Source organism: Variovorax glacialis (assembly GCF_051216375.1).
Lineage (GTDB): Bacteria > Pseudomonadota > Gammaproteobacteria > Burkholderiales > Burkholderiaceae_C > Variovorax.
Map to the genome: position 1 here is coordinate 470,027 of NZ_JBPJZT010000004.1, position 24,148 is coordinate 494,174.

General features: G+C 65.6%; 24 protein-coding genes. 19 read left to right on the top strand and 5 right to left on the bottom strand.

What is annotated here, in order from left to right:
• Window positions 1–21: 21 nt before the first annotated feature.
• The 5 genes from ugpQ to ugpB form a co-directional block, all read right to left on the bottom strand.
• A complete protein-coding gene (gene ugpQ, locus ACSFBL_RS14005) occupies window positions 22–780 on the bottom strand; it encodes a glycerophosphodiester phosphodiesterase (protein ID WP_435516383.1) in 759 nt (252 codons plus the stop codon).
• Entirely contained in the window at window positions 777–1,784 is a 1,008-nt protein-coding gene (locus tag ACSFBL_RS14010; RefSeq protein ID WP_435516384.1) for a sn-glycerol-3-phosphate import ATP-binding protein UgpC, read from the bottom strand. Before ACSFBL_RS14010 ends, ugpQ begins: the two co-directional genes overlap by 4 nt.
• Before the next feature lie 148 nt (window positions 1,785–1,932).
• On the bottom strand, window positions 1,933–2,784 hold the full coding sequence (ugpE, locus tag ACSFBL_RS14015) for a sn-glycerol-3-phosphate ABC transporter permease UgpE (protein ID WP_435516385.1): 852 nt from the start codon (window positions 2,782–2,784) through the stop codon (window positions 1,933–1,935).
• A gap of 141 nt (window positions 2,785–2,925) precedes the next feature.
• A complete protein-coding gene (ugpA, locus tag ACSFBL_RS14020; RefSeq protein WP_435516386.1) occupies window positions 2,926–3,807 on the bottom strand; it encodes a sn-glycerol-3-phosphate ABC transporter permease UgpA in 882 nt (293 codons plus the stop codon).
• 113 nt (window positions 3,808–3,920) lie between these two features.
• Window positions 3,921–5,231 carry a sn-glycerol-3-phosphate ABC transporter substrate-binding protein UgpB gene (ugpB, locus tag ACSFBL_RS14025; protein ID WP_435516387.1) on the bottom strand — a complete coding sequence of 437 codons (1,311 nt, stop codon included), beginning with the start codon at window positions 5,229–5,231 and terminating at the stop codon, window positions 3,921–3,923.
• Window positions 5,232–5,449: 218 nt separating this feature from the next.
• On the opposite strand from ugpB, the gene serA reads away from it, so the two are divergent.
• The 19 genes from serA (at window position 5,450) to ACSFBL_RS14120 (ending at window position 24,095) form a co-directional block, all read left to right on the top strand.
• Window positions 5,450–6,679: a phosphoglycerate dehydrogenase gene (gene serA, locus ACSFBL_RS14030; protein WP_435516388.1), complete on the top strand. Its 1,230-nt coding sequence runs from the start codon at window positions 5,450–5,452 to the stop codon at window positions 6,677–6,679.
• 84 nt (window positions 6,680–6,763) lie between these two features.
• Complete coding sequence (locus tag ACSFBL_RS14035; protein ID WP_435516389.1) at window positions 6,764–10,651, top strand: DUF3683 domain-containing protein; 3,888 nt, start codon at window positions 6,764–6,766, stop codon at window positions 10,649–10,651.
• Window positions 10,648–11,094 (top strand): HIT family protein, encoded by a 447-nt coding sequence (locus ACSFBL_RS14040; RefSeq protein WP_435516390.1) that lies wholly within the window; start codon window positions 10,648–10,650, stop codon window positions 11,092–11,094. Before ACSFBL_RS14035 ends, ACSFBL_RS14040 begins: the two co-directional genes overlap by 4 nt.
• Window positions 11,094–11,507 carry a gamma-butyrobetaine hydroxylase family protein gene (locus ACSFBL_RS14045; protein ID WP_435516391.1) on the top strand — a complete coding sequence of 138 codons (414 nt, stop codon included), beginning with the start codon at window positions 11,094–11,096 and terminating at the stop codon, window positions 11,505–11,507. Before ACSFBL_RS14040 ends, ACSFBL_RS14045 begins: the two co-directional genes overlap by 1 nt.
• 69 nt (window positions 11,508–11,576) lie before the next feature.
• Complete coding sequence (ubiE, locus tag ACSFBL_RS14050; protein ID WP_435516392.1) at window positions 11,577–12,308, top strand: bifunctional demethylmenaquinone methyltransferase/2-methoxy-6-polyprenyl-1,4-benzoquinol methylase UbiE; 732 nt, start codon at window positions 11,577–11,579, stop codon at window positions 12,306–12,308.
• Between the two features lie 29 nt (window positions 12,309–12,337).
• Window positions 12,338–13,393, top strand: a complete 1,056-nt coding sequence (locus tag ACSFBL_RS14055; protein WP_435516393.1) for a Tim44 domain-containing protein — start codon at window positions 12,338–12,340, stop codon at window positions 13,391–13,393.
• Window positions 13,394–13,439: 46 nt separating this feature from the next.
• A complete protein-coding gene (locus ACSFBL_RS14060) occupies window positions 13,440–13,991 on the top strand; it encodes a ubiquinone biosynthesis accessory factor UbiJ (protein WP_435516394.1) in 552 nt (183 codons plus the stop codon).
• Complete coding sequence (ubiB, locus tag ACSFBL_RS14065; RefSeq protein ID WP_435516395.1) at window positions 13,988–15,553, top strand: ubiquinone biosynthesis regulatory protein kinase UbiB; 1,566 nt, start codon at window positions 13,988–13,990, stop codon at window positions 15,551–15,553. The genes ACSFBL_RS14060 and ubiB overlap by 4 nt, the downstream gene beginning before the upstream one ends.
• A gap of 15 nt (window positions 15,554–15,568) precedes the next feature.
• The gene (locus ACSFBL_RS14070; protein WP_435516396.1) at window positions 15,569–17,017 is read left to right on the top strand and encodes a high affinity choline transporter 1; all 1,449 of its coding nucleotides are present in this window, start codon (window positions 15,569–15,571) and stop codon (window positions 17,015–17,017) included.
• Between the two features lie 84 nt (window positions 17,018–17,101).
• Window positions 17,102–17,455 carry an FmdB family zinc ribbon protein gene (locus tag ACSFBL_RS14075; protein WP_435516397.1) on the top strand — a complete coding sequence of 118 codons (354 nt, stop codon included), beginning with the start codon at window positions 17,102–17,104 and terminating at the stop codon, window positions 17,453–17,455.
• A gap of 8 nt (window positions 17,456–17,463) precedes the next feature.
• Window positions 17,464–18,084, top strand: a complete 621-nt coding sequence (locus ACSFBL_RS14080; RefSeq protein WP_435516398.1) for a DUF502 domain-containing protein — start codon at window positions 17,464–17,466, stop codon at window positions 18,082–18,084.
• 31 nt (window positions 18,085–18,115) lie between these two features.
• Window positions 18,116–19,921: an aspartate--tRNA ligase gene (gene aspS / locus ACSFBL_RS14085; protein WP_435516399.1), complete on the top strand. Its 1,806-nt coding sequence runs from the start codon at window positions 18,116–18,118 to the stop codon at window positions 19,919–19,921.
• 19 nt (window positions 19,922–19,940) lie between these two features.
• Window positions 19,941–20,408, top strand: a complete 468-nt coding sequence (nudB, locus tag ACSFBL_RS14090; protein ID WP_435516400.1) for a dihydroneopterin triphosphate diphosphatase — start codon at window positions 19,941–19,943, stop codon at window positions 20,406–20,408.
• Entirely contained in the window at window positions 20,405–21,163 is a 759-nt protein-coding gene (locus ACSFBL_RS14095) for an endonuclease/exonuclease/phosphatase family protein (protein WP_435516401.1), read from the top strand. Before nudB ends, ACSFBL_RS14095 begins: the two co-directional genes overlap by 4 nt.
• Before the next feature lie 69 nt (window positions 21,164–21,232).
• Window positions 21,233–21,964 (top strand): GTP cyclohydrolase I, encoded by a 732-nt coding sequence (gene folE, locus ACSFBL_RS14100; RefSeq protein ID WP_435516402.1) that lies wholly within the window; start codon window positions 21,233–21,235, stop codon window positions 21,962–21,964.
• A 6-nt stretch (window positions 21,965–21,970) separates the two neighbouring features.
• Complete coding sequence (locus ACSFBL_RS14105) at window positions 21,971–22,393, top strand: BLUF domain-containing protein (protein ID WP_435516403.1); 423 nt, start codon at window positions 21,971–21,973, stop codon at window positions 22,391–22,393.
• 15 nt (window positions 22,394–22,408) lie between these two features.
• Window positions 22,409–23,233: a DUF429 domain-containing protein gene (locus ACSFBL_RS14110; protein ID WP_435516404.1), complete on the top strand. Its 825-nt coding sequence runs from the start codon at window positions 22,409–22,411 to the stop codon at window positions 23,231–23,233.
• Window positions 23,234–23,352: 119 nt separating this feature from the next.
• The gene (locus tag ACSFBL_RS14115) at window positions 23,353–23,550 is read left to right on the top strand and encodes a CsbD family protein (protein WP_435516405.1); all 198 of its coding nucleotides are present in this window, start codon (window positions 23,353–23,355) and stop codon (window positions 23,548–23,550) included.
• A 56-nt stretch (window positions 23,551–23,606) separates the two neighbouring features.
• Window positions 23,607–24,095, top strand: coding sequence for a BON domain-containing protein (locus tag ACSFBL_RS14120; RefSeq protein WP_435516406.1), 489 nt, complete (start codon window positions 23,607–23,609; stop codon window positions 24,093–24,095).
• The last annotated feature ends 53 nt before the right edge of the window (window positions 24,096–24,148 follow it).

Genomic DNA, 24,148 nt, shown 5'->3' on the forward strand with positions numbered 1-24,148 from the left:
AGACGGAGCGCCCTGCAAGCCTCAGCTCGCCGGACTGAACCTGTCGACGCGGTCCGTGATGATCCCGTCGGTGCCGAGTGCGATCAGATGCCGGGCGGCCCAGTCATCGTTCACCGTGTAGCTCAGCGCGCGCAAGCCGGCCGCGTGCACCTGCGCCACGGTCGTTGCGTCCCACAGCGCGTAGTTGCAGACGATCGCCACGCAGCCGAGTTGCGTCGCTGTATCGAGCCAGCCATCCCAGAGTGTGTCGAGCAGCAGGCCGCGCGGCAGGTCGGGCTGCGTTGCCTGTGCGCCCCGCAGCGAGTCGGGGGCAAACGATGTCAGGAAGGGTGGCGGAAGTGACGCGTCAGTCCAGAGTTGCGCCGCATGCCGCGCCACGGTTTCGCCAGTCAGCCGCTCCAGGCCGGGGGTCGGCTTGATCTCGATGTTGAGCGCATGGTCGTTCGCGATGCAGAAGCGGATCAGGCTTTCGAGGCTGGCCAGCGGCTCGCCGGCATAGCGGCGGGAATGCCAGGCGCCGGCATCCAGGCGGGAAAGCGCGGCCCAAGCCTGATCGCCCGCAATCCCGTGGCCGTTGCTCGTCCGTTCGAGCGTGCTGTCGTGCAGGAGAAAGGGCACTCCGTCGGCGCTGAGCTTGGCGTCGCACTCGAACATCCGGTAGCCGAATTCGGCGCCGAGCCGGAATGCGGCCAGCGTGTTCTCGGGCGCGAGCTTGCCGGCGCCGCGATGCGCGATCCAGCGCGGATAGGGCCAATCGGAGGCCGTCACCTGATTGCTCATGTCGTACGCTTGCCGGAACCGGCGTCGAACCAGTGCAGCTTGTCCTGTCGGGCGGCGATCTTGACGGTGTCGCCCGGCGCCGGCGGCGGCTGGCCCTCGTCCATCCGCATGATCACCGGCTCGTCGCCGATGCGGCCATAGATCAGTCGCTCCGCGCCGAGCAACTCGACGTGCTCGACCTGCACCGACCAGCCGCTCGCATCGAGCGTCATGTGCTCCGGGCGTATGCCCAGGATCGTGCCCGGCCGCACGCCGGGTGCGTGCCGCAGCAGGTTCATCGGCGGCGATCCGATGAAGCTCGCGACGAAGGTGGTCGCGGGGCGCGAGTACACATCCTCCGGCGTGCCGAACTGGTCCATCACGCCAGCATTCATGACGATGATGCGCTGCGCCAGCGTCATCGCCTCGACCTGGTCGTGGGTCACGAAGAGCGAGGTGATGCCGAGTTCGCGGTGGAGCTTCTGGATCTCCAGGCGCGTCTGCGCGCGCAGCTTGGCGTCGAGGTTCGACAGCGGCTCGTCGAACAGGAACACCTGGGGCTGGCGCACGATCGCGCGGCCCATTGCCACACGCTGGCGTTGTCCGCCGGACAGCTCGCGCGGCTTGCGCGCCAGCAGATGGCCGAGTTCCAGGATCTTCGCCGCCTTGTCGACGCGCGTCTTGATCTCCGGGACCGGCACCTTGGCGATCTTCAGCCCGTAGGCCATGTTGTCGAACACCGTCATGTGCGGGTAGAGCGCGTAGTTCTGGAACACCATCGCGATGTCCCGCTCGGCCGGTTCGAGGTTGTTCACCACGCGGTCGCCGATGCGGATCTCGCCCGCGCTGATCTCCTCCAGGCCCGCGACCATGCGCAGCAGCGTGGACTTGCCGCAGCCCGAAGGCCCGACGATGACGATGAATTCATGGTCGGCGATCTCGGCACTGACGCCGTGGATGACCTGGTTGGCCTTCGGCCCGTGGCCGTAGCGCTTGATGACGTTGCGAAGCGAAAGAGCTGCCATGTTGGTGCTTGTTAGTCTGTGGTGCCAGTGGCCCGTTGAGTGCGCGTCTCGGTCCAGGAATACCGCGGATCCGGCTTCGCCGGGCCGCAGGTATTGCCCCCTGCATGGGGGTGGGCGGTTACGCGAAGCGAGCAAGCCTGGGGGTGTGTCATTTTTCAGTGTCGACAAGGCCCTTGACGAACCACTTCTGCATCAGGATCACGACGATCGCGGGTGGCAGCATGGCGAGAAGCGCCGTGGCCATCACGATGTTCCATTCGTTCTGCCCGTCGCCGCCGGCAATCATCCGCTTGATGCCGATCACCACCGGGTACATGTCCTCGCTCGTCGTCGCGAGCAGCGGCCAGAGGTACTGGTTCCAGCCGTAGATGAACTGGATGACGAAAAGCGCGGCGATCGAGGTCTTCGACAGCGGCACCAGGATGTCCCAGAAGAAGCGCATCGGCCCGGCACCGTCCATCCGCGCGGCTTCGATGAGTTCGTCGGGCACGGTCAGGAAGAACTGCCGGAACAGGAAGGTGGCCGTCGCTGATGCGATCAGCGGGATGGTCAGGCCGGCGTAGCTGTTGAGCATGCCGAGGTCCGAGACGACCTGGTAGGTCGGCCCGATCCGCACTTCGACAGGCAGCATCAGCGTGATGAAGATCGCCCAGAAGCACAGGCTCTTGAAAGGAAAGCGGAAGTACACGACCGCGAACGCCGACAGCAGCGAGATCGCGATCTTGCCGAAGGTGATGACCAGCGCGGTCACTAGGCTCACCCACATCATCCGCGCCACCGGGGCCAGGGAACCCGCGCCCGCGGTGCGGCCGAACAGCGCGGACTTGTAGGTTTCCCAGAAGTGTCCGCCCGGGAGCAACGGCATCGGCGCCTGCACGATCTCCTGCGCCGTGTGGGTCGATGCCACGAAGGCCAGGTAGAGCGGAAAGGCGACGATCAGCACGCCGAAGATCACCACGGCGTGCGCCAGGATGCCGAGGGAAGGACTGCGTTCAACCATGATGGATATCTCCCGTACGGTCGCGCGGAGCCCGGTGAGGTCCAGGAATCCCGCGGAACCGGCTTTGCCGGGCCGCTGGGATTGCCCCCGGAAGGGGGGTGGCGGCCACACGAAGTGGGCAAGCCTGGGGGTGAGCTCTCATCAGTAGTTCACTTTCTTCTCTACGTAGCGGAACTGCACGACGGTCAGAACGACGACGATCGCCATCAACACCACCGACTGCGCGGCCGAGCCGCCCAGGTCCATCGCCTTGAAGCCATCGTGGTAGACCTTGTAGACCAGGATGCGCGTGGCCGTCCCCGGGCCGCCCTGGGTCGCCGTATCGACGATCGCGAAGGTGTCGAAGAAGGCGTACACCACGTTGATCACCAGCAGGAAGAAGGTCGTGGGCGACAGCAGCGGGAACTGCACGGTCCAGAAGCGCCGCCACGGCCGCGCGCCGTCGATCGCGGCGGCCTCGATCAGCGATTTCGGGATCGACTGCAGGCCCGCGAGGAAGAAGAGGAAGTTGTAGGAGATCTGCTTCCACACCGCGGCCATCACGATCAGCGTCATCGCGTGCTTCGAATTGAGCAGGTGGTTCCAGTCGATGCCGATCTTGCCAAGCGCGTAGGCGATCACGCCCAGCGACGGCGAGAACATGAAGACCCACAGCACCGCGGCCACGGCGGGCGCCACGGCATACGGCACGATCAGCAGCGTCTGGTAGATCATCGCGCCGCGCACGATGCGGTCGGCGAACACCGCCAGCAGCAGCGAGAGGGCGAGGCCGATGCCGGCGACCAGGACCGAGAAAAGGGCGGTCGTCTCGAAGGACTCGATGTAGGCCGGATCGTTGAATAGTTCCCGGAAGTTCTGCAGGCCGACCCACTCGGTCGAGGTGCCGAAGGCATCCTGCACCTGCATGGATTGCATCAACGCCTGGCTCGCGGGCCAGAAGAAGAAAACGATGATGACGATGAGCTGCGGCGTGAGCAGCGCCCAGGGCAACCAGCCCGAGCGAAAGACGACGCGTTTTTCCATGAGCGATACCGAATGAAAGACCGCCCCCCTGAGAACGATTCCGCCCCGGCTGCACGGCAGGCGGGGCGGTGGATGTTAGCTCGCCGGGAGCGGCCGGAGCCGCGAAGAGAGCCTCAGCTCTTGTTTGCCTTCTGGAAGCGTTCGAGTTGCTCGTTGCCGCGGGTCACGATGGCGTCGAGTGCTTCCTTGGCGGTCTTCTTGCCGTTCCAGACCTGTTCGAGTTCTTCGTCCTCGATCGAGCGGATCTGCACGTAGTTGCCCAGGCGGATGCCGCGGCTCTTGTCGGTGACCTTGCGGATCATCTGGGTCACGGCGACGTCGGTGCCCGGATGCTCCTTGTAGAAGCCGGACTTGTCGGTCAGCTGGTAGGCCGCTGTCGTGATCGGCAGGTAGCCGGTGCGCTTGTGGCTGGCGGACTGGACTTCAGGCGTGGAAATGAAGCTGAAGAACTTGGCGATGCCCCGGTATTCCTCGGGCTTCTTGCCGGCCATCACCCAGAGGCTGGCGCCGCCGATGACGGTGTTCTGCGGCGCGCCCGGGACATCCGGGTAGTAGGGCAGCGCGGTCAGGCCATAGGCGAACTTGGCGTTCTTCGCCACGTTGCCGTAGAAGCCGGAAGAGGTCGCGATCATGGCGCATTCGCCGGAGACGAACGACGCTTCCGGCACGTTGGAGCGGCCCTTGTAGACGAACAGGCCCTGCTTGGCCATGCTGGCGAGGTTCTCGATGTGGCGCTGGTGCAGCGGCGAATCGACCTTCAGGCGTGCGTCGGTGCCCGAGAGGCCGTTGTTCTTCGTGGCGAACTCGACGTTGTGCCAGGCCGAGAAGCTTTCGAGCTGGGTCCAGTTCTGCCAGGCCGTGGTGAACGGGCACTTGTGGCCGCTGGCCTTGAGCTTCGCGGCGGCCGCGACCACTTCGGGCCAGGTGGCGGGCGCCTTGTCGGTCGGCAGGCCGGCCGCCTTGAACGCATCCTTGTTGAAATAGAAGATCGTGGTCGAGCTGTTGAACGGGAAGCTCAGCATCTGCCCGTTGGGCGCCGTGTAGTAGCCGGCGACCGCGGGGATGTAGGCGGCCGGATCGAACTTCTCGCCGGCGTCCTTCATGACCTTGCCCACGGGCACGATCGCGCCCTTGCTGGCCATCATGGTCGCCGTGCCCACCTCGAACACCTGCAGGATGTGCGGCGCGTTGCCGGCCCGGAAGGCGGCAATGGCGGCGGTCATCGATTCGTCGTACTGACCCTTGTAGGTCGGCACGATCTTGAATTCCTTCTGGCTCTCGTTGAACTGCTTCGCCAGGTCGTTGACCCATTCGCCGTTGACGGCGGTCATGGAATGCCACCATTGGATTTCGGTTTGCGCGAACGCGGGGGTGAACAGCGTCGCGGCCAATGCCGAGGCCATGGCGAGCGTCTTGAATCGCATGAAGACTCCTGAGGGGGGAAACAAAAGCGCGGATGCTAAGTCGGGTGTATGACACGACAGCGTCACAATATTTTCGCGAGCGCGCATTGTTCACCAAAGCGGGGAAACCCTTTTTGGCGCCCGCCCCACGGACTGCATGCTGCAGCGCACCATGCTAGCATCGTCCTCCCTTTTTCTTGGCTCTGCCTCCTGGGTTCTGGCGGGCCTTCCGGACGCGCATGAGCAAGACTTCCCTCGACAAAAGCAAGATCAAGTTTCTCCTGCTGGAAGGCATCCATCCTTCGGCGATCGGGGTGCTGCACGCAGCAGGCTATACCAACGTCGAATCGCTCTCGGGTGCCTTGCCCGATGCCGAGCTCAAGGCCCGCATCGCGGACGTGCACTTCCTGGGCATCCGGTCGCGCACGCAATTGACTGCCGAGGTGTTTGCCGAGGCGCAAAAGCTGGTGGCAGTGGGTTGCTTCTGCATCGGCACCAACCAGGTCGACCTCGACGCGGCGCGCGAGCATGGTGTCGTCGTCTTCAACGCCCCCTATTCGAATACGCGCTCGGTCGCCGAACTGGTGCTGGCCGAGGCCATCCTGCTGCTGCGCGGCGTGCCCGAGAAAAGCGCGGTCGCGCACCGTGGCGGCTGGCTCAAGTCGGCCGACAACGCCTTCGAGATCCGCGGCAAGACGCTGGGCATCGTGGGCTACGGCTCCATCGGCGCGCAGCTCTCCGTGCTGGCGGAGGCGCTGGGCATGCAGGTCGCCTTCTTCGACGTGGTCACCAAGCTCCCGCTCGGCAATGCCCGCCAGGTCAGACTGCTGCCCGACCTGCTGGCGCAGAGCGACATCGTGAGCCTGCACGTGCCGGAGACGCAGGCGACGCAGTGGATGATCGGCGCGAACGAGATCGCGGCCATGAAGCCCGGCGCGATCCTGATCAATGCGTCGCGCGGCACCGTGGTCGAGATCGATGCCCTGGCCGCCGCGCTGAAAGACAAGAAGCTTCTGGGTGCCGCGATCGACGTGTTCCCCATCGAGCCGCGCAGCAACAAGGACGAGTTCCAGTCGCCATTGCGCGGGCTGGACAACGTGATCCTCACCCCGCACATCGGCGGCTCGACCATGGAGGCGCAGGCCAACATCGGGCTGGAAGTGGCCGAGAAGCTCGTGAAGTACAGCGACAACGGAACCTCGACCTCGTCCGTCAACTTCCCCGAGGTGGCGCTGCCTGCGCACCCCGGCAAGCACCGCCTGCTGCACATCCACCGCAATGTGCCGGGCGTGCTCTCCGAGATCAACAGGATCTTCTCGGACAACAACATCAACATCGCCTCGCAATACCTGCAGACGAACGAGAAGGTGGGCTACGTGGTGACTGACATCGATGCCGCCTCGTCCGACCTGGCCCTGGAGAAGCTGGCCAAGGTGCCGGGCACCATCCGCAGCCGCGTCCTGTTCTGACCGCCCGGCAGGCCGTGCGGGCCTGCCTTAAAATTCACGCCCCTGGTTGATGGGCGCGCAGCGCCCGACCGAGGCCACTCCCCGATGAATGCTCCGACCGCGTTGACGGCGTTGTTGTCGCAGGCCGCAGAGCCTGTGCGATTGCGTGAGATCCCCTACAACTACACCAGCTTCTCCGATCGCGAGATCGTGATTCGCCTGCTCGGCGAGCGCGGCTGGGAACTGCTCCAGATCCTCCGCGCCGAGCGCCGCACCGGCCGATCGGCCCGCATGCTCTATGAAGTGCTGGGCGACATCTGGGTCGTGCAGCGAAATCCCTATCTGGTCGACGACCTGCTGGACAACCCGCGCCGCCGCGGCCAACTGGTGGATGCGCTGAACCACCGGCTGAGCGAAGTGCAGAAGCGCCGCACGCCCGACATGGACGCCCAGCGCGACCTGTTGGTCGGCGAACTCACCGGGCTGGTGTCCCAGGCCATCTCGGCCTTCGACACCATGTTCCGTGACGTGGCCGCCCTGCGGCGCAAGGCCACGCGTACGCTGCGCCGGCTCACCGCCAAGGACAACATCAAGTTCGACGGGCTCTCGCGCGTGTCGCACGTGACCGACGCGACGGACTGGCGCGTCGAATACCCCTTCGTGGTGCTTACGCCCGACACCGAGGCCGAGATGGCCGGCCTGGTCAAGGGCTGCATCGAACTGGGCCTGACCATCATTCCGCGCGGCGGCGGCACCGGCTACACCGGCGGCGCGATCCCGCTCACCTGGAACAGCGTCGTCATCAACACCGAGAAGCTCGAGGCGATGACCGAGGTCGAGGCGACTTCGCTGCCCGGCCTGGAGGATCCCGTCCCGACCATCTGGACCGAAGCCGGGGTGGTGACGCAGCGCGTCGCCGATGCGGCCGAGCGCGCGGGCTTCGTGTTCGCGGTCGATCCCACGTCGGCCGAGGCCTCCTGCGTCGGCGGCAATGTCGCAATGAACGCCGGCGGCAAGAAGGCCGTGCTCTGGGGCACCGCCCTCGACAACCTCGCGTCCTGGCGCATGGTGACACCACAGGCCGAGTGGCTGGAGGTCACGCGCGTCGGCCACAACCTCGGCAAGATCCATGACGCCGAAAGCGCCGTCTTCGAGCTGCAGTACTTCGCCGCCGACGGCAAGACTGCACTGCGCGCCGAACGGCTGGAGATCCCCGGCAAGACCTTCCGCAAGGAGGGCCTCGGCAAGGACGTGACCGACAAGTTCCTGTCGGGCCTGCCCGGCATCCAGAAAGAGGGCTGCGACGGGCTCATCACCAGTGCGCGCTGGATCGTGCACCGCATGCCCGCGCACACGCGCACGGTCTGCCTCGAATTCTTCGGCAATGCCAAGGATGCGGTGCCGAGCATCGTCGAGATCAAGGACTTCATGTTCGCCGAGCAGAAGCGCTCCGGCGTGCTGCTCGCAGGCCTGGAGCACCTGGACGACCGCTACCTCAAGGCCGTCGGCTACGCGACGAAGTCGAAGAAGCATGGCGGGCTTCCGAAGATGGTGCTGTTCGGCGACATCGCGGGTGACGATGCCGATGCCGTGGCACGCGTGACCTCCGAGGTGGTGCGCATCGCCAATTCGCGCAGCGGCGAGGGCTTCATCGCCATCAGCCCCGAGGCGCGGAAGAAGTTCTGGCTCGACCGCAAGCGCACGGCCGCCATCAGCAAGCACACCAACGCCTTCAAGATCAACGAGGACGTGGTGATCCCGTTGCCGCGCATGGCCGAGTACACCGACGGCATCGAGCGCATCAACATCGAGCTCTCGCTGCAGAACAAGATCGCGCTCGCCGACGAGCTCGAGGCCTTCCTGGCGCGCGGCAACCTGCCGCTCGGCAAGAGCGACGATGCCAACGACATCCCCTCGGCCGAATTGCTGGAAGACCGCGTGGCACAGGCCGTCGCGCTGGTGCGCGAGGTGCGCTCGCTGTGGCAGGGATGGCTCGACAACGTCGAGGCGCTCTTCCCGCAACTGCAGGACCATTCGCTGCGCGCCAGCTGGAAGACGCAGATCCGCGCGCCGCTGGCGACCATCTTCTCGGGCGCGGAGTTCGCGCCGATCCTCGCCGAATGCAATGCCATCCACCAACGCGTGCTCAAGGGTCGCGTGTGGGTGGCGCTGCACATGCACGCGGGTGACGGCAACGTGCACACCAACATCCCGGTCAACAGCGACAACTACGAGATGCTGCAGTCCGCGCATGCCGCGGTCGCGCGCATCATGGTGCTCGCGCGCAGCCTCGACGGCGTGATCTCGGGCGAGCACGGCATCGGCATCACCAAGCTCGAGTTCCTGAGCGACGAGGAGCTGCAACCCTTCACCGACTACAAGCGCCGGGTCGACCCGGAAGGCCGGTTCAACAAGGGCAAGCTGCTGCGCAGCAACGAGCATCTCGGGCAGGACGGGCGCTCCCTGCATGCGGACCTGACCAATGCCTACACGCCGAGCTTCGGCCTGATGGGCCACGAGTCGATCATCATGCAGCAGAGCGACATCGGCGCGATCGCCGACAGCGTGAAGGACTGCCTGCGCTGCGGCAAGTGCAAGCCCGTCTGCGCCACGCACGTGCCCCGCGCCAACCTGCTCTACTCGCCGCGCAACAAGATCCTCGCGACCTCGCTGCTGGTCGAGGCTTTCCTCTACGAGGAACAGACCCGGCGCGGCGTGAGCATCAAGCACTGGGAAGAATTCGAAGACGTGGCCGACCACTGCACGGTTTGCCACAAATGCCTCTCGCCGTGCCCGGTGAAGATCGACTTCGGCGACGTGTCGATGAACATGCGCAACCTGCTGCGCAAGATGGGCCAGAAGTCCTTCCGGCCCGGCAACGCGGCGGCGATGTTCTTCCTCAACGCCACCAACCCGCAGACCATCAAGATGATGCGCACGGGCATGGTCGACATCGGCTTCAAGGCGCAGCGCCTGGCCAACGACCTGCTCCGCGGGCTGGCGAAGAAGCAGACCGCCGCACCGCCGGCCACGCTGGGCCCGGCGCCGGTCAAGGAGCAGGTGATCCACTTCATCAACAAGAAGATGCCTGGTGGATTGCCCAAGAAGACGGCCCGCGCGCTGCTCGACATCGAGGATGCGGACTACGTGCCGATCATCCGCAACCCGAAGGCGACCACGCCCGAGACCGAGGCCGTGTTCTATTTCCCGGGTTGCGGCTCGGAGCGGCTCTTCTCGCAAGTGGGGCTCGCCACGCAGGCGATGCTGTGGCATGCGGGCGTGCAGACGGTGCTGCCGCCGGGCTACCTCTGCTGCGGCTACCCGCAGCGCGGCAGCGGCCAGTACGACAAGGCGGAGAAGATGATCACCGACAACCGGGTGCTCTTCCACCGCGTCGCCAACACACTGAACTACCTCGACATCAAGACCGTGGTGGTGAGTTGCGGCACCTGCTACGACCAGTTGCAGGGCTACCAGTTCGACAAGATCTTCCCGGGCTGCCGGATCATCGACATCCACGAGTACCTGCTGGAAAAGGGCATCACGCTGGGCGACGCCGGCGGTGCCGGCTACCTCTACCACGACCCCTGCCACACGCCCATGAAGCTGCAGGATCCGATGAAGACCGTGAAGGCCCTGGTCGGCGACAACGTGCTCAAGAACGACCGCTGCTGCGGCGAGTCCGGCACCCTGGGCGTGACGCGGCCGGACATCTCGACGCAGATCCGCTTCCGCAAGGAAGAGGAGCTCCGCAAGGGCGAGGCCGCGCTGCGTGACGCCGGCAAGGTGGCGCCAACGGACAACGTCAAGATCCTCACGAGCTGCCCGAGCTGCCTGCAGGGCCTGAGCCGCTACGGCAACGACCTGAACAACGGCCTGCTCGAAGCCGACTACATCGTGGTCGAGATGGCGAACAGGATCCTGGGCGAAGGCTGGATGCCCGAGTACGTGGCGGCCGCCAACCAGGGCGGCATCGAGCGGGTGCTGGTGTGACGGACAAGCGCATCGCCGGCTGCCCCTTGTGCGACGAAGTCGGCGGTCGGCTGGTCTTCGACGCATCGAAGCTGCGCGTGATCCATGCGGCCGAGGCGAACTTTCCCGCGTTCTATCGCGTCGTGTGGAAGGACCATGTGCCCGAATGGTCCGACCTGTCGCCCGAAGACCGTGCCCTTTGCATGGAGGCCGTCGCCACGGTGGAACAGAGCCTGCGCGACGCGCTGGCACCCGCGAAGATCAACCTCGCCGCACTCGGCAACATGGTCCCGCATCTGCACTGGCATGTGATCGCTCGCTTCGAGTGGGACACGCGCTTCCCGTCCCCCGTCTGGGCCGCGGCACAGCGCGAGGCCGATGCGGAACGCGAAGCAGCGATCGAGGCCATGCTGCCGGCGATGGAACGCGATATGGTCCAGCGCCTGAGCGCAAGGAGTTTCTGATGGCAGGTTTGAAATCGGGCGCGCCCACGCCGCTGTCGATCACGGTGCACAACCAGTCGCGGGTGCTGGAGGTCGGCTTTTCGGATGGGGCGAGCTTTCGCATCCCCTTCGAGCTGATGCGCATCTGTTCGCCATCGGCGGAAGTGCAGGGCCATGGGCCGGGGCAGGAAGTGCTGCAGACCGGCAAGCGAAATGTCGGCCTGATCGATCTGCAACCGGTCGGCAACTATGCCGTGCAGCCCATCTTCAGCGATGGCCACGAAACCGGCATCTACTCCTGGGACCTCCTGTACGAACTCGGCGCCCGGCAGGACCAGCTCTGGGCCGACTACGAGCGGCGCCTGGCCGCGGCCGGCGTGGACCGCGACGCACCGATGCCCGAAAAGGGCGGACACGCCTGCGGCAGTCACTGACCGCGAATGCCCGGTGTCCCTGCGGGGTCGTCAGCTTGATGTGAACGCTTCCGGCCTAACATCGGGCGCATGAGTACTACCCATTTCGGCTTTGAATCGGTCGACGAAAGCGACAAGGCACGCCGCGTGCGCGGTGTCTTCGATTCGGTAGCGAAGCGCTACGACGTCATGAACGACCTCATGTCGATGGGCCTCCATCGCGCATGGAAGGCCTACACGGTCATGGTCGCCAACGTGGGCGAAGGCTCCAAGGTGCTCGACATCGCGGGCGGCACGGGCGACCTCGCGCTCGCCTTCGCGAAGAAGGTCGGCAGCACCGGCGAGGTGGTCCACACCGACATCAACGAGGCCATGCTGCGCACCGGACGCGACAGGCTGCTCGATGCCGGCGTCGCGTTGCCCACGCTGGTCTGCGATGCGGAGAAGCTGCCGTTCCCCGACAACCACTTCGACGTTGTCACCGTTGCCTTCGGCCTGCGCAACATGACCCACAAGGACATTGCGCTGAAGGAAATGAACCGCGTGCTCAAGCCGCGCGGCAAGCTGCTCGTGCTCGAGTTCTCGAAGGTCGCCAAGCCGCTGCAGAAAGCCTACGACTGGTATTCGTTCAGCGTGCTGCCGCGCCTGGGCAAGGTGGTCGCGGGCGATGACGCCAGCTACCGCTACCTCGCCGAATCGATCCGGATGCATCCCGCCCAGGAGGAACTCAAGACCCTGATGAAGGAGGGCGGTTTCGGGCATGTGGACTATCACAACATGACTGGCGGCGTCGTGGCCCTGCATGTTGGAATCAAGTGTTGAAGTTGTTTGTTCGCCGAAGAGGAGACGTCATGAAGAATTTCTGGTCCGTGATGCTGGTGTGTGCGCTGGCCATCGTGAGCATCGATGCCGACGCTGCCCGCATGGGCGGCGGAAAGTCGTTCGGCAGGCAGTCGGGCAACGTGACCCAGCGCCAGGCCACCCCGCCTGCGGCACCCGCCGCCACGCCGGGCGCGCCCGCGCAGAATGCCAACAACGCGACGGCGGCCAAGCCCGCTGCCGCCCCTGCCGCTGCGCCCGCCGCGGCACCCAAGCGCCCGTGGGCCGGCATGCTCGGCGGCCTCGCTGCGGGCCTGGGCTTGGCGTGGCTCGCGCATTCGTTGGGCCTCGGCGCCGCCTTCGGCAACATCCTGCTGATCGGCCTGCTGGTGCTGGCCGCCGTGGTCGTGTGGCGCATTTTCGCGGCGCGTTCGCGCAACGGTGGTGGCGCTACGCCCCGCGCCGGCGGCTTCGCCTTCCAGGGCGCGGGCAATCCGGCGGATGCGACCGCGCCCGTTCAGTACAGCCCGAACAACGTCGGCAACGATGCGTCGGCCCGTCCGTGGGAACGCAGCGCCGCTGCTTTCGATGCGACCCCCGCGCAGCCCGAGCATGTCGGCGGCTCGTCGATGGCCGGTGCGGCCGCGGCGGGCGGCGGCAGCATGATCGGGTCGGCGCTGGCCGGCTCGCAAAGCTGGGGCATTCCGGCAGGCTTCGATTCCGAAGGCTTCCTGACCGCCGCGAAGCGCAACTTCGTGACCCTGCAGGACGCCTGGGACCGCGCCGACATCAACATGCTGCGCTCGATGATGACCGACGGCATGGTCGGCGAGATCCGCCAGCAACTGGCCGAGCGCGAGGCCCACACGGGCGGCCAGCCGAACAAGACCGAGGTCGTGATGCTCGACGCCAAGCTGCTGGGCATCGAAGAACTGCCCGACGCCTACCTGGCGAGCGTCGAGTTCTCCGGCATGATCCGCGAGGACGTCTCCTCGGGTCCGAGCCCGTTCCGCGAAGTCTGGAACATGACCAAGCCGACCAGCGGCGCCAGCGGCTGGCTCGTAGCAGGGGTTCAGGCACTTCAGTAGGCGCTCCGCGCTTCGAACCGGTCGCAAGACCGGGATAATGGGGATCATGGTCACACCATCGTCCCCATTTTCTTTTCTCGACGACTTGTTCAATCGCGTCGGCAGCCGCCTGCAGCCGCCGGCCTGGGCGATTCACGAGATCCAGCACCGGGCGGTGCTCTTCCTGAATCACGTGCTTCAGCAGGAGCCGGAGGCGCAGCAGCGCCTCATGCGCCAGCAAGGCCGCGTGGTGCAGTTCGAATGGCGTTTCGTGACGATGAAGTTCGTTGCCACGCCGGCCGGCCTGCTCGACCTGGCGCCCGAAGGCGCGGCGTCCGAGCTCACGCTGACCGTGACCGAGGAGTCCCCCTTCGGCCTCGCACGCGCCGCATTCCGCGGTGAGAAGCCCGCGGTGCGGATCGAAGGCGACGTGCAACTGGCGGCGGAGGTCAACTGGCTGGTAGACCACGTGCGCTGGGACGTGGAGGACGACCTCGCGCGCGCCATCGGCGATGTGCCCGCGCACACGATCGCGACGGGCGCCCGCCGCGTGGTGGAGGCGCTGCGGCACTTCGTCGGCGAGCGCTCCGGCAAGGCCGGCGGGCCTGCAGCCGAATGAGGCGCGTCTACCGCGGCATCTTCATCGTCTGGGTCGCACTCCGCTTCGGCCTCGACGAACTCGTTCTCACCAGCTTCCAGAAGCCGTGGCTGCGTGTGGTGGCCCGCATCGTGTCGATCGGGCGCAAGCTCGACGCGCCGCGCGGCCAGCGCCTGCGCGAGGCGCTGGAGCGGCTCGGGCCGATCTTCGTCAAGTTCGGCCAGGTGCTGTCCACCCGCCGCGACCTGCTGCCGGCCGACATCGCCGACGAGCTGGCGTGGCTGCAGGATCGGGTTCCGCCGTTTCCGTCGAAGGTGGCGATCGCCACCATCGAGCGCGCCTTCCGCAGGCCTGTCGGCGACATCTTCGTGCAGTTCGACGAGACGCCGGTGGCAAGCGCATCCATTGCACAGGTGCATTTCGCCACGGTGCGCGTGGGCGACGGCACCGTTCGCGAGGCCGCGGTCAAGGTGTTGCGGCCGGGCATGCGCGACGTGATTGAGAAAGACCTGGCGCTCATGGCCATGATGGCCGGCTGGGTCGAGAACCTCTCGGCCGACGGCAAGCGCCTGAAGCCGCGCGAGGTGGTCGCGGAGTTCGACAAGTACCTCCACGACGAACTCGACCTGGTGCGCGAGGCGGCCAACGCCGCCCAGTTGCGTCGCAACATGGACCCGCTGAAGCTGGTGATGATCCCCGAGATGTTCTGGGACTTCTGCCATCCGGAAGTGATCGTGATGGAGCGCATGAAGGGCGTCCCGATCGCCCAGCTCGACCGGCTGCGCGCGGCCGGCGTCGACATCCCGAAGCTGGCGCGCGACGGCGTCACCATCTTCTTCACCCAGGTGTTCCGCGACGGCTTCTTCCATGCGGACATGCATCCGGGCAACATCCAGGTGAGCCTGGATCCGGCGACCTTCGGGCGCTACATATCGCTCGATTTCGGCATCATCGGAACGCTGACCGAGTCCGACAAGGAATACCTCGCGCAGAACTTCGTGGCCTTCTTCCGGCGCGACTACAAGCGGGTGGCCGAACTGCACCTCGAGAGCGGCTGGGTGCCGCTGGGCACCCGCATCGACGAACTCGAAGCAGCAATCCGCACCGTCTGCGAGCCGTACTTCGACCGGCCGCTCAAGGAGATATCGCTGGGCATGGTGCTGATGCGCTTGTTCCAGACCTCCCGCCGCTTCCATGTCGAGATCCAGCCCCAGCTGGTGCTGTTGCAGAAGACCCTGCTCAATATCGAAGGCCTGGGGCGCCAGCTCGACCCCGAGCTCGACCTCTGGAACACCGCCAAGCCCTTCCTGGAAAAGTGGATGAGCGAGCAGATCGGCCCGCGCAAGCTGTTCGAGCAGCTTCGGGCCGAGGCGCCGCGGTATGCCAAGCTGCTGCCGCAATTGCCCCGGCTCATGCACGATTTCCTGGAAAATCGGCCCGCGGACCACCGCCGCGAACTGATGGAGCTGCTGGCGGCTCAGAAGCGTACGAACCGCCTCCTGCAGGCGATCATCTACGGTGGCATAGGATTTGTATTGGGGTTGATCGCGATGCAGGTGCTGGTGCGCGTGCGTCTTTTCTGATTGGAGGAAATTGCCGTGCTGTTGACCCTGGTCATCGTCTACCTGCTCGTCACCATCGCGATCGGCCTGTACGCGGCCAGGCGCGTGAAGAACACCACCGACTTCGCGATCGCGGGGCGCCACCTGCCGCTCTACATGATCGTGACCACCACCTTCGCCACGTGGTTCGGGTCCGAGACCGTGCTCGGCATCCCGGCCAAGTTCATCGAGGGCGGGCTGAACGGCGTCATCGAGGACCCCTTCGGCGCCGGCACCTGCCTGATCCTGGTCGGGCTGTTCTTCGCGGGCAAGCTCTACCGCATGACGTTGCTGACCATCAGCGACTACTACCGTGAACGCTTCGGCCGCACGATCGAGGTCGCCTGTTCGCTGATCATCATGCTGAGCTACCTTGGCTGGGTGTCGGCGCAGGTGACCGCGCTGGGTCTGGTGTTCAACGTGCTGTCCGGCGGCGCGATCAGCATCCCGCTGGGCATGGTGATCGGGGTCGTGTCGATCCTGGCCTACACGCTCTTCGGCGGCATGTGGTCCGTCGCGGTGACGGACTTCATCCAGATGATCATCCTGGTCCTGGGCCTCGCGGTGATTGCCGTCTTCGCCGGCAACATGGCGGGCGGCGCCGACAAGGTGGTGGCTTTCGCGGTCAGCAAGGACCTCTTCAAGTTCTGGCCCGAGCCGAACCTGAAGGACATGATCTTCTTCTTTGCGGCGGCGATCACCATGATGCTGGGCTCGATCCCGCAGCAGGACGTGTTCCAGCGGGTGATGTCGGCCAACAGCGTCAAGTCCGCCACGCGCGGGCCGGTCATTGGCGGCGTGGCCTACATCCTGTTCGCCTTCGTGCCGATGTTCCTGGTGGCGAGTGCGCTGCTCATCATGCCGGAGGAGACCGCCACGCTGCTCAAGGAGGATCCGCAGAAGGTCCTGCCGACGCTGGTGCTCGAGAAGATGCCCTTCGTGATGCAGGTGCTGTTCTTCGGCGCGCTGCTCTCGGCGATCAAGTCGACGGCTTCGGCGACGCTGCTCGCGCCGAGCGTGACCTTCACCGAGAACATCTGGCGCCAGTTCCGCCCGGCGGGCAGCGACAAGTCCAACCTGATGACCATGCGGATCACGGTGCTGCTGTTCAGCGCGGCGGTGCTGACCTACGCGATCCGGATGCAGGGCACGCCGATCTATGAACTGGTGTCCGGCGCCTACCAGGTGCCGCTGGTGGGCGCGTTCGTGCCCCTGGTCTGCGGCCTGTACTGGCAGCGCGCGACCACGCAGGGCGCGGTGGCGGCGGTGGTGCTCGGTATCGGCGTCTGGCTGCTGTTCCTGGGCATGCCCTGGGGCAAGGAGTTCCCGGCGCAACTGGCGGGCCTGCTGGCTTCCTTCGGCGGCATGGTGGCCGGTTCGCTGGCGCCGCAGTGGGTGTCGAACACGCGCACGCCGCACCGTCCGCTGGCCGTCGACCCTGTCTGATCCCCTCGGAGGCGGGCCGGAGGGCGCCCTATAATCGAGGGCTTTGCGAGCGGCCGCCGGTCGCTCATTCCGCCCTCCCAATCCATGCCAATCTACGCCTACAAGTGCAGCGCCTGCGGCTTTGCCAAGGACGTGCTGCAGAAAATGTCCGACGCTCCGCTGTCGGACTGCCCTTCCTGCGGCGCGAGCGCGTTCAGCAAGCAGCTCACCGCCGCCGGCTTCCAACTGAAGGGTTCCGGCTGGTACGTCACCGATTTCCGTGACGGTGGCGGCGGCAAGAAGAATGGCGACGGCGCCGCGGCGGGCACGGCCACCCCGGCGGCGCCTGCTGACGGCGCCGCAGCCAAGCCGGCGGACGCTGCCGCCAGCGCACCGGCGCCTGCTCCCGCATCCGCACCCGCACCCGCCGCGGCACCCTCGTCCAACAGCAGCGACTGAGATCCGCCATGCTCGCGCTGCGCAAATGGCTGCTGTCCGGCTTGCTGGTCATCGTCCCGTTGGTCATCACGCTGGGCGTGCTGAACTGGATCATCGGCACGCTGGACCAGACGCTTTGGCTGCTCCCCGAGGATTGGCAGCAGTACCTCACCGACCACAAGGTGCGCGGGCTCGGCGTGCTGCTGACGCTGGCCATCCTGCTGTCCGTCGGTGCCATCGCGAGCAATTTCGTCGGCAAGCGCCTGCTGGGATGGGGCGACGCGGTCGTTCGCCGGATCCCGGTGGTGCGCTCGATCTACTCCAGCGTCAAGCAAGTTTCCGACACGCTGTTCTCCGAGAACGGCAACGCATTCCGCACCGCGGTGCTGGTCCAGTGGCCGCGTGAAGGCGTCTGGACCATTGCGTTCGTGACCGGCACGCCCGGCCACGAAGTCGTGACCCACCTCGGCGGTGGCGACTATCTCGGCGTGTACGTGCCGACCACGCCCAATCCCACGGGCGGCTACTTCGTGATGCTCAAGCGCAGCGACTGCATCGAACTCAAGATGAGCGTGGACGACGCGCTCAAGTACATCGTCTCGATGGGGGTGGTCGTTCCTGGCGGCCCCGCAACGATCGCGATCAAATAAAGATGCGCCTCACCGGCGCCGGAATCCACCTATGCCCATGCGTTCAATCTACTGCGGTCTCGTGACCGAAGCCCTGTTGGGCCAAACCGTCACCCTTTGCGGCTGGGTCAATCGCCGGCGCGACCATGGGGGCGTGATCTTCATCGACCTGCGCGACCGCGAGGGCTATGTGCAGGTCGTGTGCGACCCGGATCGCGCGGCCACCTTCGCCACGGCCGAGGGCCTGCGCAACGAGTTCTGCGTGCAGATCACCGGCCTCGTGCGTGCACGCCCCGAGGGCACGATCAACGAGAACCTCAAGAGCGGCAAGATCGAAGTGCTCTGCCACGAGATGAAGGTGCTGAATCCGTCGGTGACGCCGCCCTTCCTGCTGGACGACGACAACCTGTCGGAAACCACGCGCCTCACGCACCGCGTGCTGGACCTGCGCCGTCCGGTGATGCAGCGCAACATGATGCTGCGCTACAAGGTCACGATGGAGGCGCGCAAGTTCCTCGATGCCAACGGCTTCATCGACATCGAGACGCCCATGCTCGGCAAGTCCACGCCCGAAGGCGCGCGCGACTACCTGGTGCCGAGCCGCGTGCACGACGGCAGCTTCTTCGCGCTGCCACAATCGCCGCAGCTCTTCAAGCAGCTGCTGATGGTCGCCGGCTACGACCGCTACTACCAGATCGTCAAGTGCTTCCGCGATGAAGACCTGCGCGCCGACCGTCAGCCCGAGTTCACGCAGATCGACATCGAGACCTCGTTCATGGCCGAGGAAGAGATCCGCGAAATGTTCGAAGGCATGATCCGCAAGGTCTTCCGCGCGGCCGCCGAGGTCGAACTGCCGCCGTTCCCGGTGATGAGCTATGGCGACGCCATGTTCAAGTACGGCTCCGACAAGCCGGACCTGCGCGTCAAGCTCGAATTCACCGAACTGACCGACGTGATGCGCAACGTCGAATTCAAGGTGTTCGCCCAGGCGGCCAGCACGCCCGGTGGCCGGGTGGTCGCCCTGCGCGTGCCGGGCGGCGGCGGTGAAGGCGGCATGTCGCGCGGCGAGATCGATGCGTACACCGAGTTCGTCAAGATCTACGGCGCCAAGGGGCTGGCCTACATCAAGGTCAACGACGCAGCGCAAGGCCGCGAAGGCCTGCAGAGCCCGATCGTCAAGAACCTCAACGACGCATCGCTGGCCGAGATCATCGCGCGCACGGGCGCTCGCAATGGCGACATCCTGTTCTTCGGCGCCGACAAGGAAAAGGTCGTCAATGACGCGATCGGCGCCTTGCGCGTGAAGATCGGCCACAGTGCCTTCGGCAAGAAGAACGGGCTCTTGGAAGACCGCTGGGCGCCGCTGTGGGTGGTCGACTTCCCGATGTTCGAGTTCGACGAGGAAGGCCAGCGCTGGTCGGCCGTGCACCATCCGTTCACCGCGCCGAAGGACGGTCACGAGGACCTGATGGACACGGCACCCGAGAAGTGCATCGCCAAGGCCTACGACATGGTGCTCAACGGCATCGAGATGGGTGGCGGCTCGGTGCGTATCCACCGCGAGGAAGTGCAGAGCAAGGTGTTCCGTGCGCTCAAGATCAGCGCCGAGGACGCCCAGAACAAGTTCGGCTTCCTGCTGGATGCCCTGCAATACGGCGCGCCGCCCCATGGTGGCATCGCGATCGGCCTCGACCGCCTGGTGATGCTGCTGAGCGGTGCGGATTCGATCCGCGACGTGATCGCCTTCCCCAAGACCCAGCGTGCCCAGGACCTGCTGACGCAGGCGCCGAGCCCGGTCGACGAGAAGCAGTTGCGCGAACTGCACATCAAGCTGCGCAACGCTCAGCCGGCGGCTTGATCGGACAGGGGCTGCAAGCATGAGCGAGCGCCCCTGGAAAATCCCCGAGTCGGTGCTGGTCGTGATCCACACGCCGGCGCTCGACGTGCTGTTGATCCAGCGTGCCGACGCCGATGACTTCTGGCAGTCGGTCACCGGCAGCAAGGATGCGGTGGACGAACCCCTGACCCTCACCGCCTCGCGGGAAGTCGCAGAGGAAACGGGCATCCTCTGCGGCGAGGGCAGCGACCTCGCGCCCCATCTCGTCGACTGGCAGCTGCAGAACATCTACGAGATCTACCCGCGCTGGCGTGCCCGCTACGCGCCGGGCGTCACCCACAACACCGAGCATCTCTTCGCCCTGCGCCTGCCGGAGCGGGTGGCGCCGACACTCGACCCGCGCGAGCACACCGCATGGCGCTGGCTGCCGTACCGCGACGCGGCGGATGCCTGCTTTTCACCATCGAACGCCGAAGCGATCCTGCTCCTGCCACAATTTGCGAAATGAATTCGCCGGCAAACACCTTCCGAGTGGCTACTTACAACATCCACAAGGGTGTTCAGGGCATAGGACCGGCGCGACGCCTCGAAATCCACAACCTCGGCCACGCCATCGAGCAGCTCGATGCCGACATCGTGTGCCTGCAGGAGGTGCGCAAGATGAATCGCCAGGCCGCGGCCCGCTTCCGCCACTGGCCCGAACTGCCCCAGGCCGATTTCCTCGCGCCCGAGGGCTATACCGCCGTCTACGAGACCAATGCCATCACCCGCCATGGGGAGCACGGCAACGCGCTGCTGACCCGCTGGCCGGTGCTGCGCAAGACCCACCAGGACATCTCGGACCACCGCTTCGAACAGCGCGGGCTCCTGCACGTGGTGATCGATTTCGAGGGAACCCCCGTGCACGCCATCGTGGTGCATCTGGGCTTGATCAAGGGCAGCCGCATCCGCCAGGTCGCCCAGTTGCGCGAATTCATCGAGCGCGAGGTGGCGCCCGGGGAGGCGGTGGTCGTGGCCGGTGATTTCAACGACTGGGGCGCGCGCATGCGCTACGCCATGAATGCGATGGGAATGCGCGACTCCAGCGACCTGCGCGGGCCCCGGACGCTGACCTACCCCTCGCGCATGCCGGTCGCGCAGCTCGATTTCATCTATGGCCGGCAGCTGGAGCCGCTCGCATGCGCCGTGCCGCGCGGCCCGATCTGGGCTCGCATGTCCGATCACCTGCCGCTGGTCACGGACTTTTCGCTATCGAAACAATAGCAATGCGGTGAGGCGGGCAGGGCTTTGTAGGGGCAATCGCACCATTCCATTCGCTGTTAGGATGCGCTAATGCTTAGGACCATCGACGCCGCGAGGCGCCCCGCGGAAGGGGCTGAAGACGAGGGCACCCCCGTGTCCGTGAAGATTCGCGAGCGCCTGCTCGCCGCCCGCAAGCGCTTCAACGCCAACGACAACATCGCGGAGTTCATCGAACCCGGCGAACTCGAACATCTGCTCGACGAAGTCGAAGACAAGATGAAGAGCGTGCTGGAAAGCCTGGTGATCGACCTCGACAACGATCACAACACCGGCAACACGGCCCGTCGCGTCGCCAAGATGTACCTCAACGAGGTGTTCAAGGGCCGCTATGTGGCGCCGCCGTCCCTCACCGAATTTCCCAACGCAGAGCACCTGAACGAGCTGATGATCGTCGGCCCGATCACGGTGCGCAGCGCCTGCTCGCACCACTTCTGCCCGATCATCGGCAAGCTGTGGATCGGCGTCATGCCGAACGAGCAGACCAATGTGATCGGCTTGTCGAAGTACGCACGTCTGGCGGAGTGGGTCATGGGCCGTCCGCAGATCCAGGAAGAAGCCGTGGTGCAACTGGCTGACCTGATCCAGGAAAAGACGCAACCCGACGGCCTGGCCCTGGTGGTCGAGGCCGAGCACTTCTGCATGCAGTGGCGCGGCGTCAAGGAGATGGACAGCAAGATGATCAATTCGGTGATGCGCGGCGTGTTCTTGAAGGATCCCAACCTTCGCCGCGAATTCCTTTCCCTTCTTCCGCGCAAGCGCTGAAACATCATGCTCGTACGTCTTCTCTACGCCAGCCGTGCCGCGGACACGAGTCCGGGGGCGATCGAGGCGATCCTTGCGCAATCGCGCTCGCACAACACTGCCTGCGGCATCACCGGCATCCTTTGCTATGGCGCGGGCGTATTCCTGCAGGCCATCGAAGGCGGCCGGATGGCGATCAGCGAGCTGTACGGCCACATCCAGAAGGATCCCCGGCACAAGGACGTGGTGCTGCTGCACTATGAGGAAATCTCCGAGCGCCGCTTCGGCGGATGGACCATGGGCCAGGTCAATCTGTCGAAGCTCAATGCCTCGACCTTGCTCAAGTATTCGGAGCGGCCTGAACTCGACCCCTATTCGGTGTCGGGCAAGGTCTCGCTCGCACTGCTCGAAGAGTTGATGGCGACCGCCGCCATCGTCGGTCGACACTGACGCGCCATCCGCCGGGTGCTGCTGCTCGGTTGCGATTTCTCGAGCGCGCCGAGCGCACGAAAGCCGATCGTCATCGCGCTCGGCAGCGCCGGCGAAGGGCGAGTCCGCCTGTCGGGCTTCGAGTGCTTCGCCTCGCTCGACGCCTGGGCCCGATGGCTCGCCGACGCTCCGGCTTGGGTCGGCGGGTTCGACTTTCCCTTCGGCCTGCCGCGCGAACTGGTCGAACAGCTGGGATGGCCGCTGCAATGGCCGGCGCTCATCACCCACTATTGCGCGCTCGACCGTGCCGAGATCCGTGAGACCTTCGCGGCTTTCTGTGCATCACGGCCTGTCGGCGGCAAATTCGCCCACCGTGCGACCGACGGCCCCGCCGGCTCCAGCCCGTCGATGAAATGGGTCAATCCTCCTGTCGCGTTCATGCTGCATGCCGGCGTGCCTCGGCTGCTGGAAGCAGGAGCGATGCTGCCCGGATTGCATGTGCCTCCGGAGGGTGGTGCGCGCATTGCGTTGGAGGCCTATCCGGGCCTGCTGGCGCGCGAACTGATCGGCCGGCGCAGTTACAAGAGCGATGACGTCGGCGCCCAGACCGAGGCGCGCCGGCAGGCAAGGGCCGACCTGGTCCAGGCGCTGGAGAAAGGCTCTGCGCGATTAGGGCTTGGCCTCGTCATGGACAGGTCCGTTCGGCAGCAACTGCTGGACGACGCCAAGGGCGACTGCACCGACGCGGCGATCTGCCTGCTGCAGGCGGCATGGGCGGCGGAACGCCGATCCAGCCGCGGCCATGGCTACGGCCTGCCGGCGGAAATCGATCCGCTGGAGGGCTGGATCGTGACGGCCTGACCGCCCCATGTCCTACAGCAGGATGAGCCTCCGCCGCAGAGCGACGCCCGCACACGCTCGCTAGATTGAATTCAGTGGTTCGGGCGAACCACTGATCACCAACTTGCGAAGGAACTGCAATGAACAAGGACCAAGTGGCTGGCCGCGTCGAAGAGGCCAAGGGCAAAGTGAAGGAAGTCGCCGGCAAGGTCACCGGCAGCGAAAAGCTCCAGACCGAGGGTGCCGTGGACCAGGCGGCCGGCAAGGTTCAGAAGACCTACGGCGACGTCAAGGAAAAGGCCAAGGACGCCATCAAGAAAGACGCCGACAAGCTGTGACCCCAGGGCTTGCGCAACCCGTTGCGCAAGCTCACCCATCTCGACAGGAGGTTCTCATGATTCAACGCAACCCCATTTCCGGAAAGTCTCGTCACGTGCTGGCATGGATGCTCGCGAGCGGCGTGCTTGCATTGACCGCGTGCGGCGACAAGGCCGGCAACGAAACCGCCGGTCAGAAGGTCGATTCGGCCATCGCCAAGACGGAGCAGGCAGGCGCCGATGCCAAGGCCAAGTCGGAGGCCGCTGCGGCATCCACGGGCTCGAGCATGAAGCAGGGTGCCGCCGACGCCAAGGAAGCGGTGAAGGATGCGGGCGCGAGCGTCGCCGGCGCCGTGGACGATGCGACCATCACTGCCGCCGTCTCGAGCGGATTGGCCAAGGATCCTGACCTCAGCGCCATCAAGATCGACGTCGACACCAAGGGTGGAACCGTCAACCTGAGCGGCCCTGCGCCGAGCGCGGCTGCGAAGGCCCGTGCCGAGGAGATCGCGAAGTCCGTCAAGGGCGTTAGCGCGGTCAGCAACAATCTCGAAATCAAGTCGTGAGCCCTTGAGCGAAGCGCACATGAAAAAGCCCGGGGCTCCCGGGCTTTTTCATT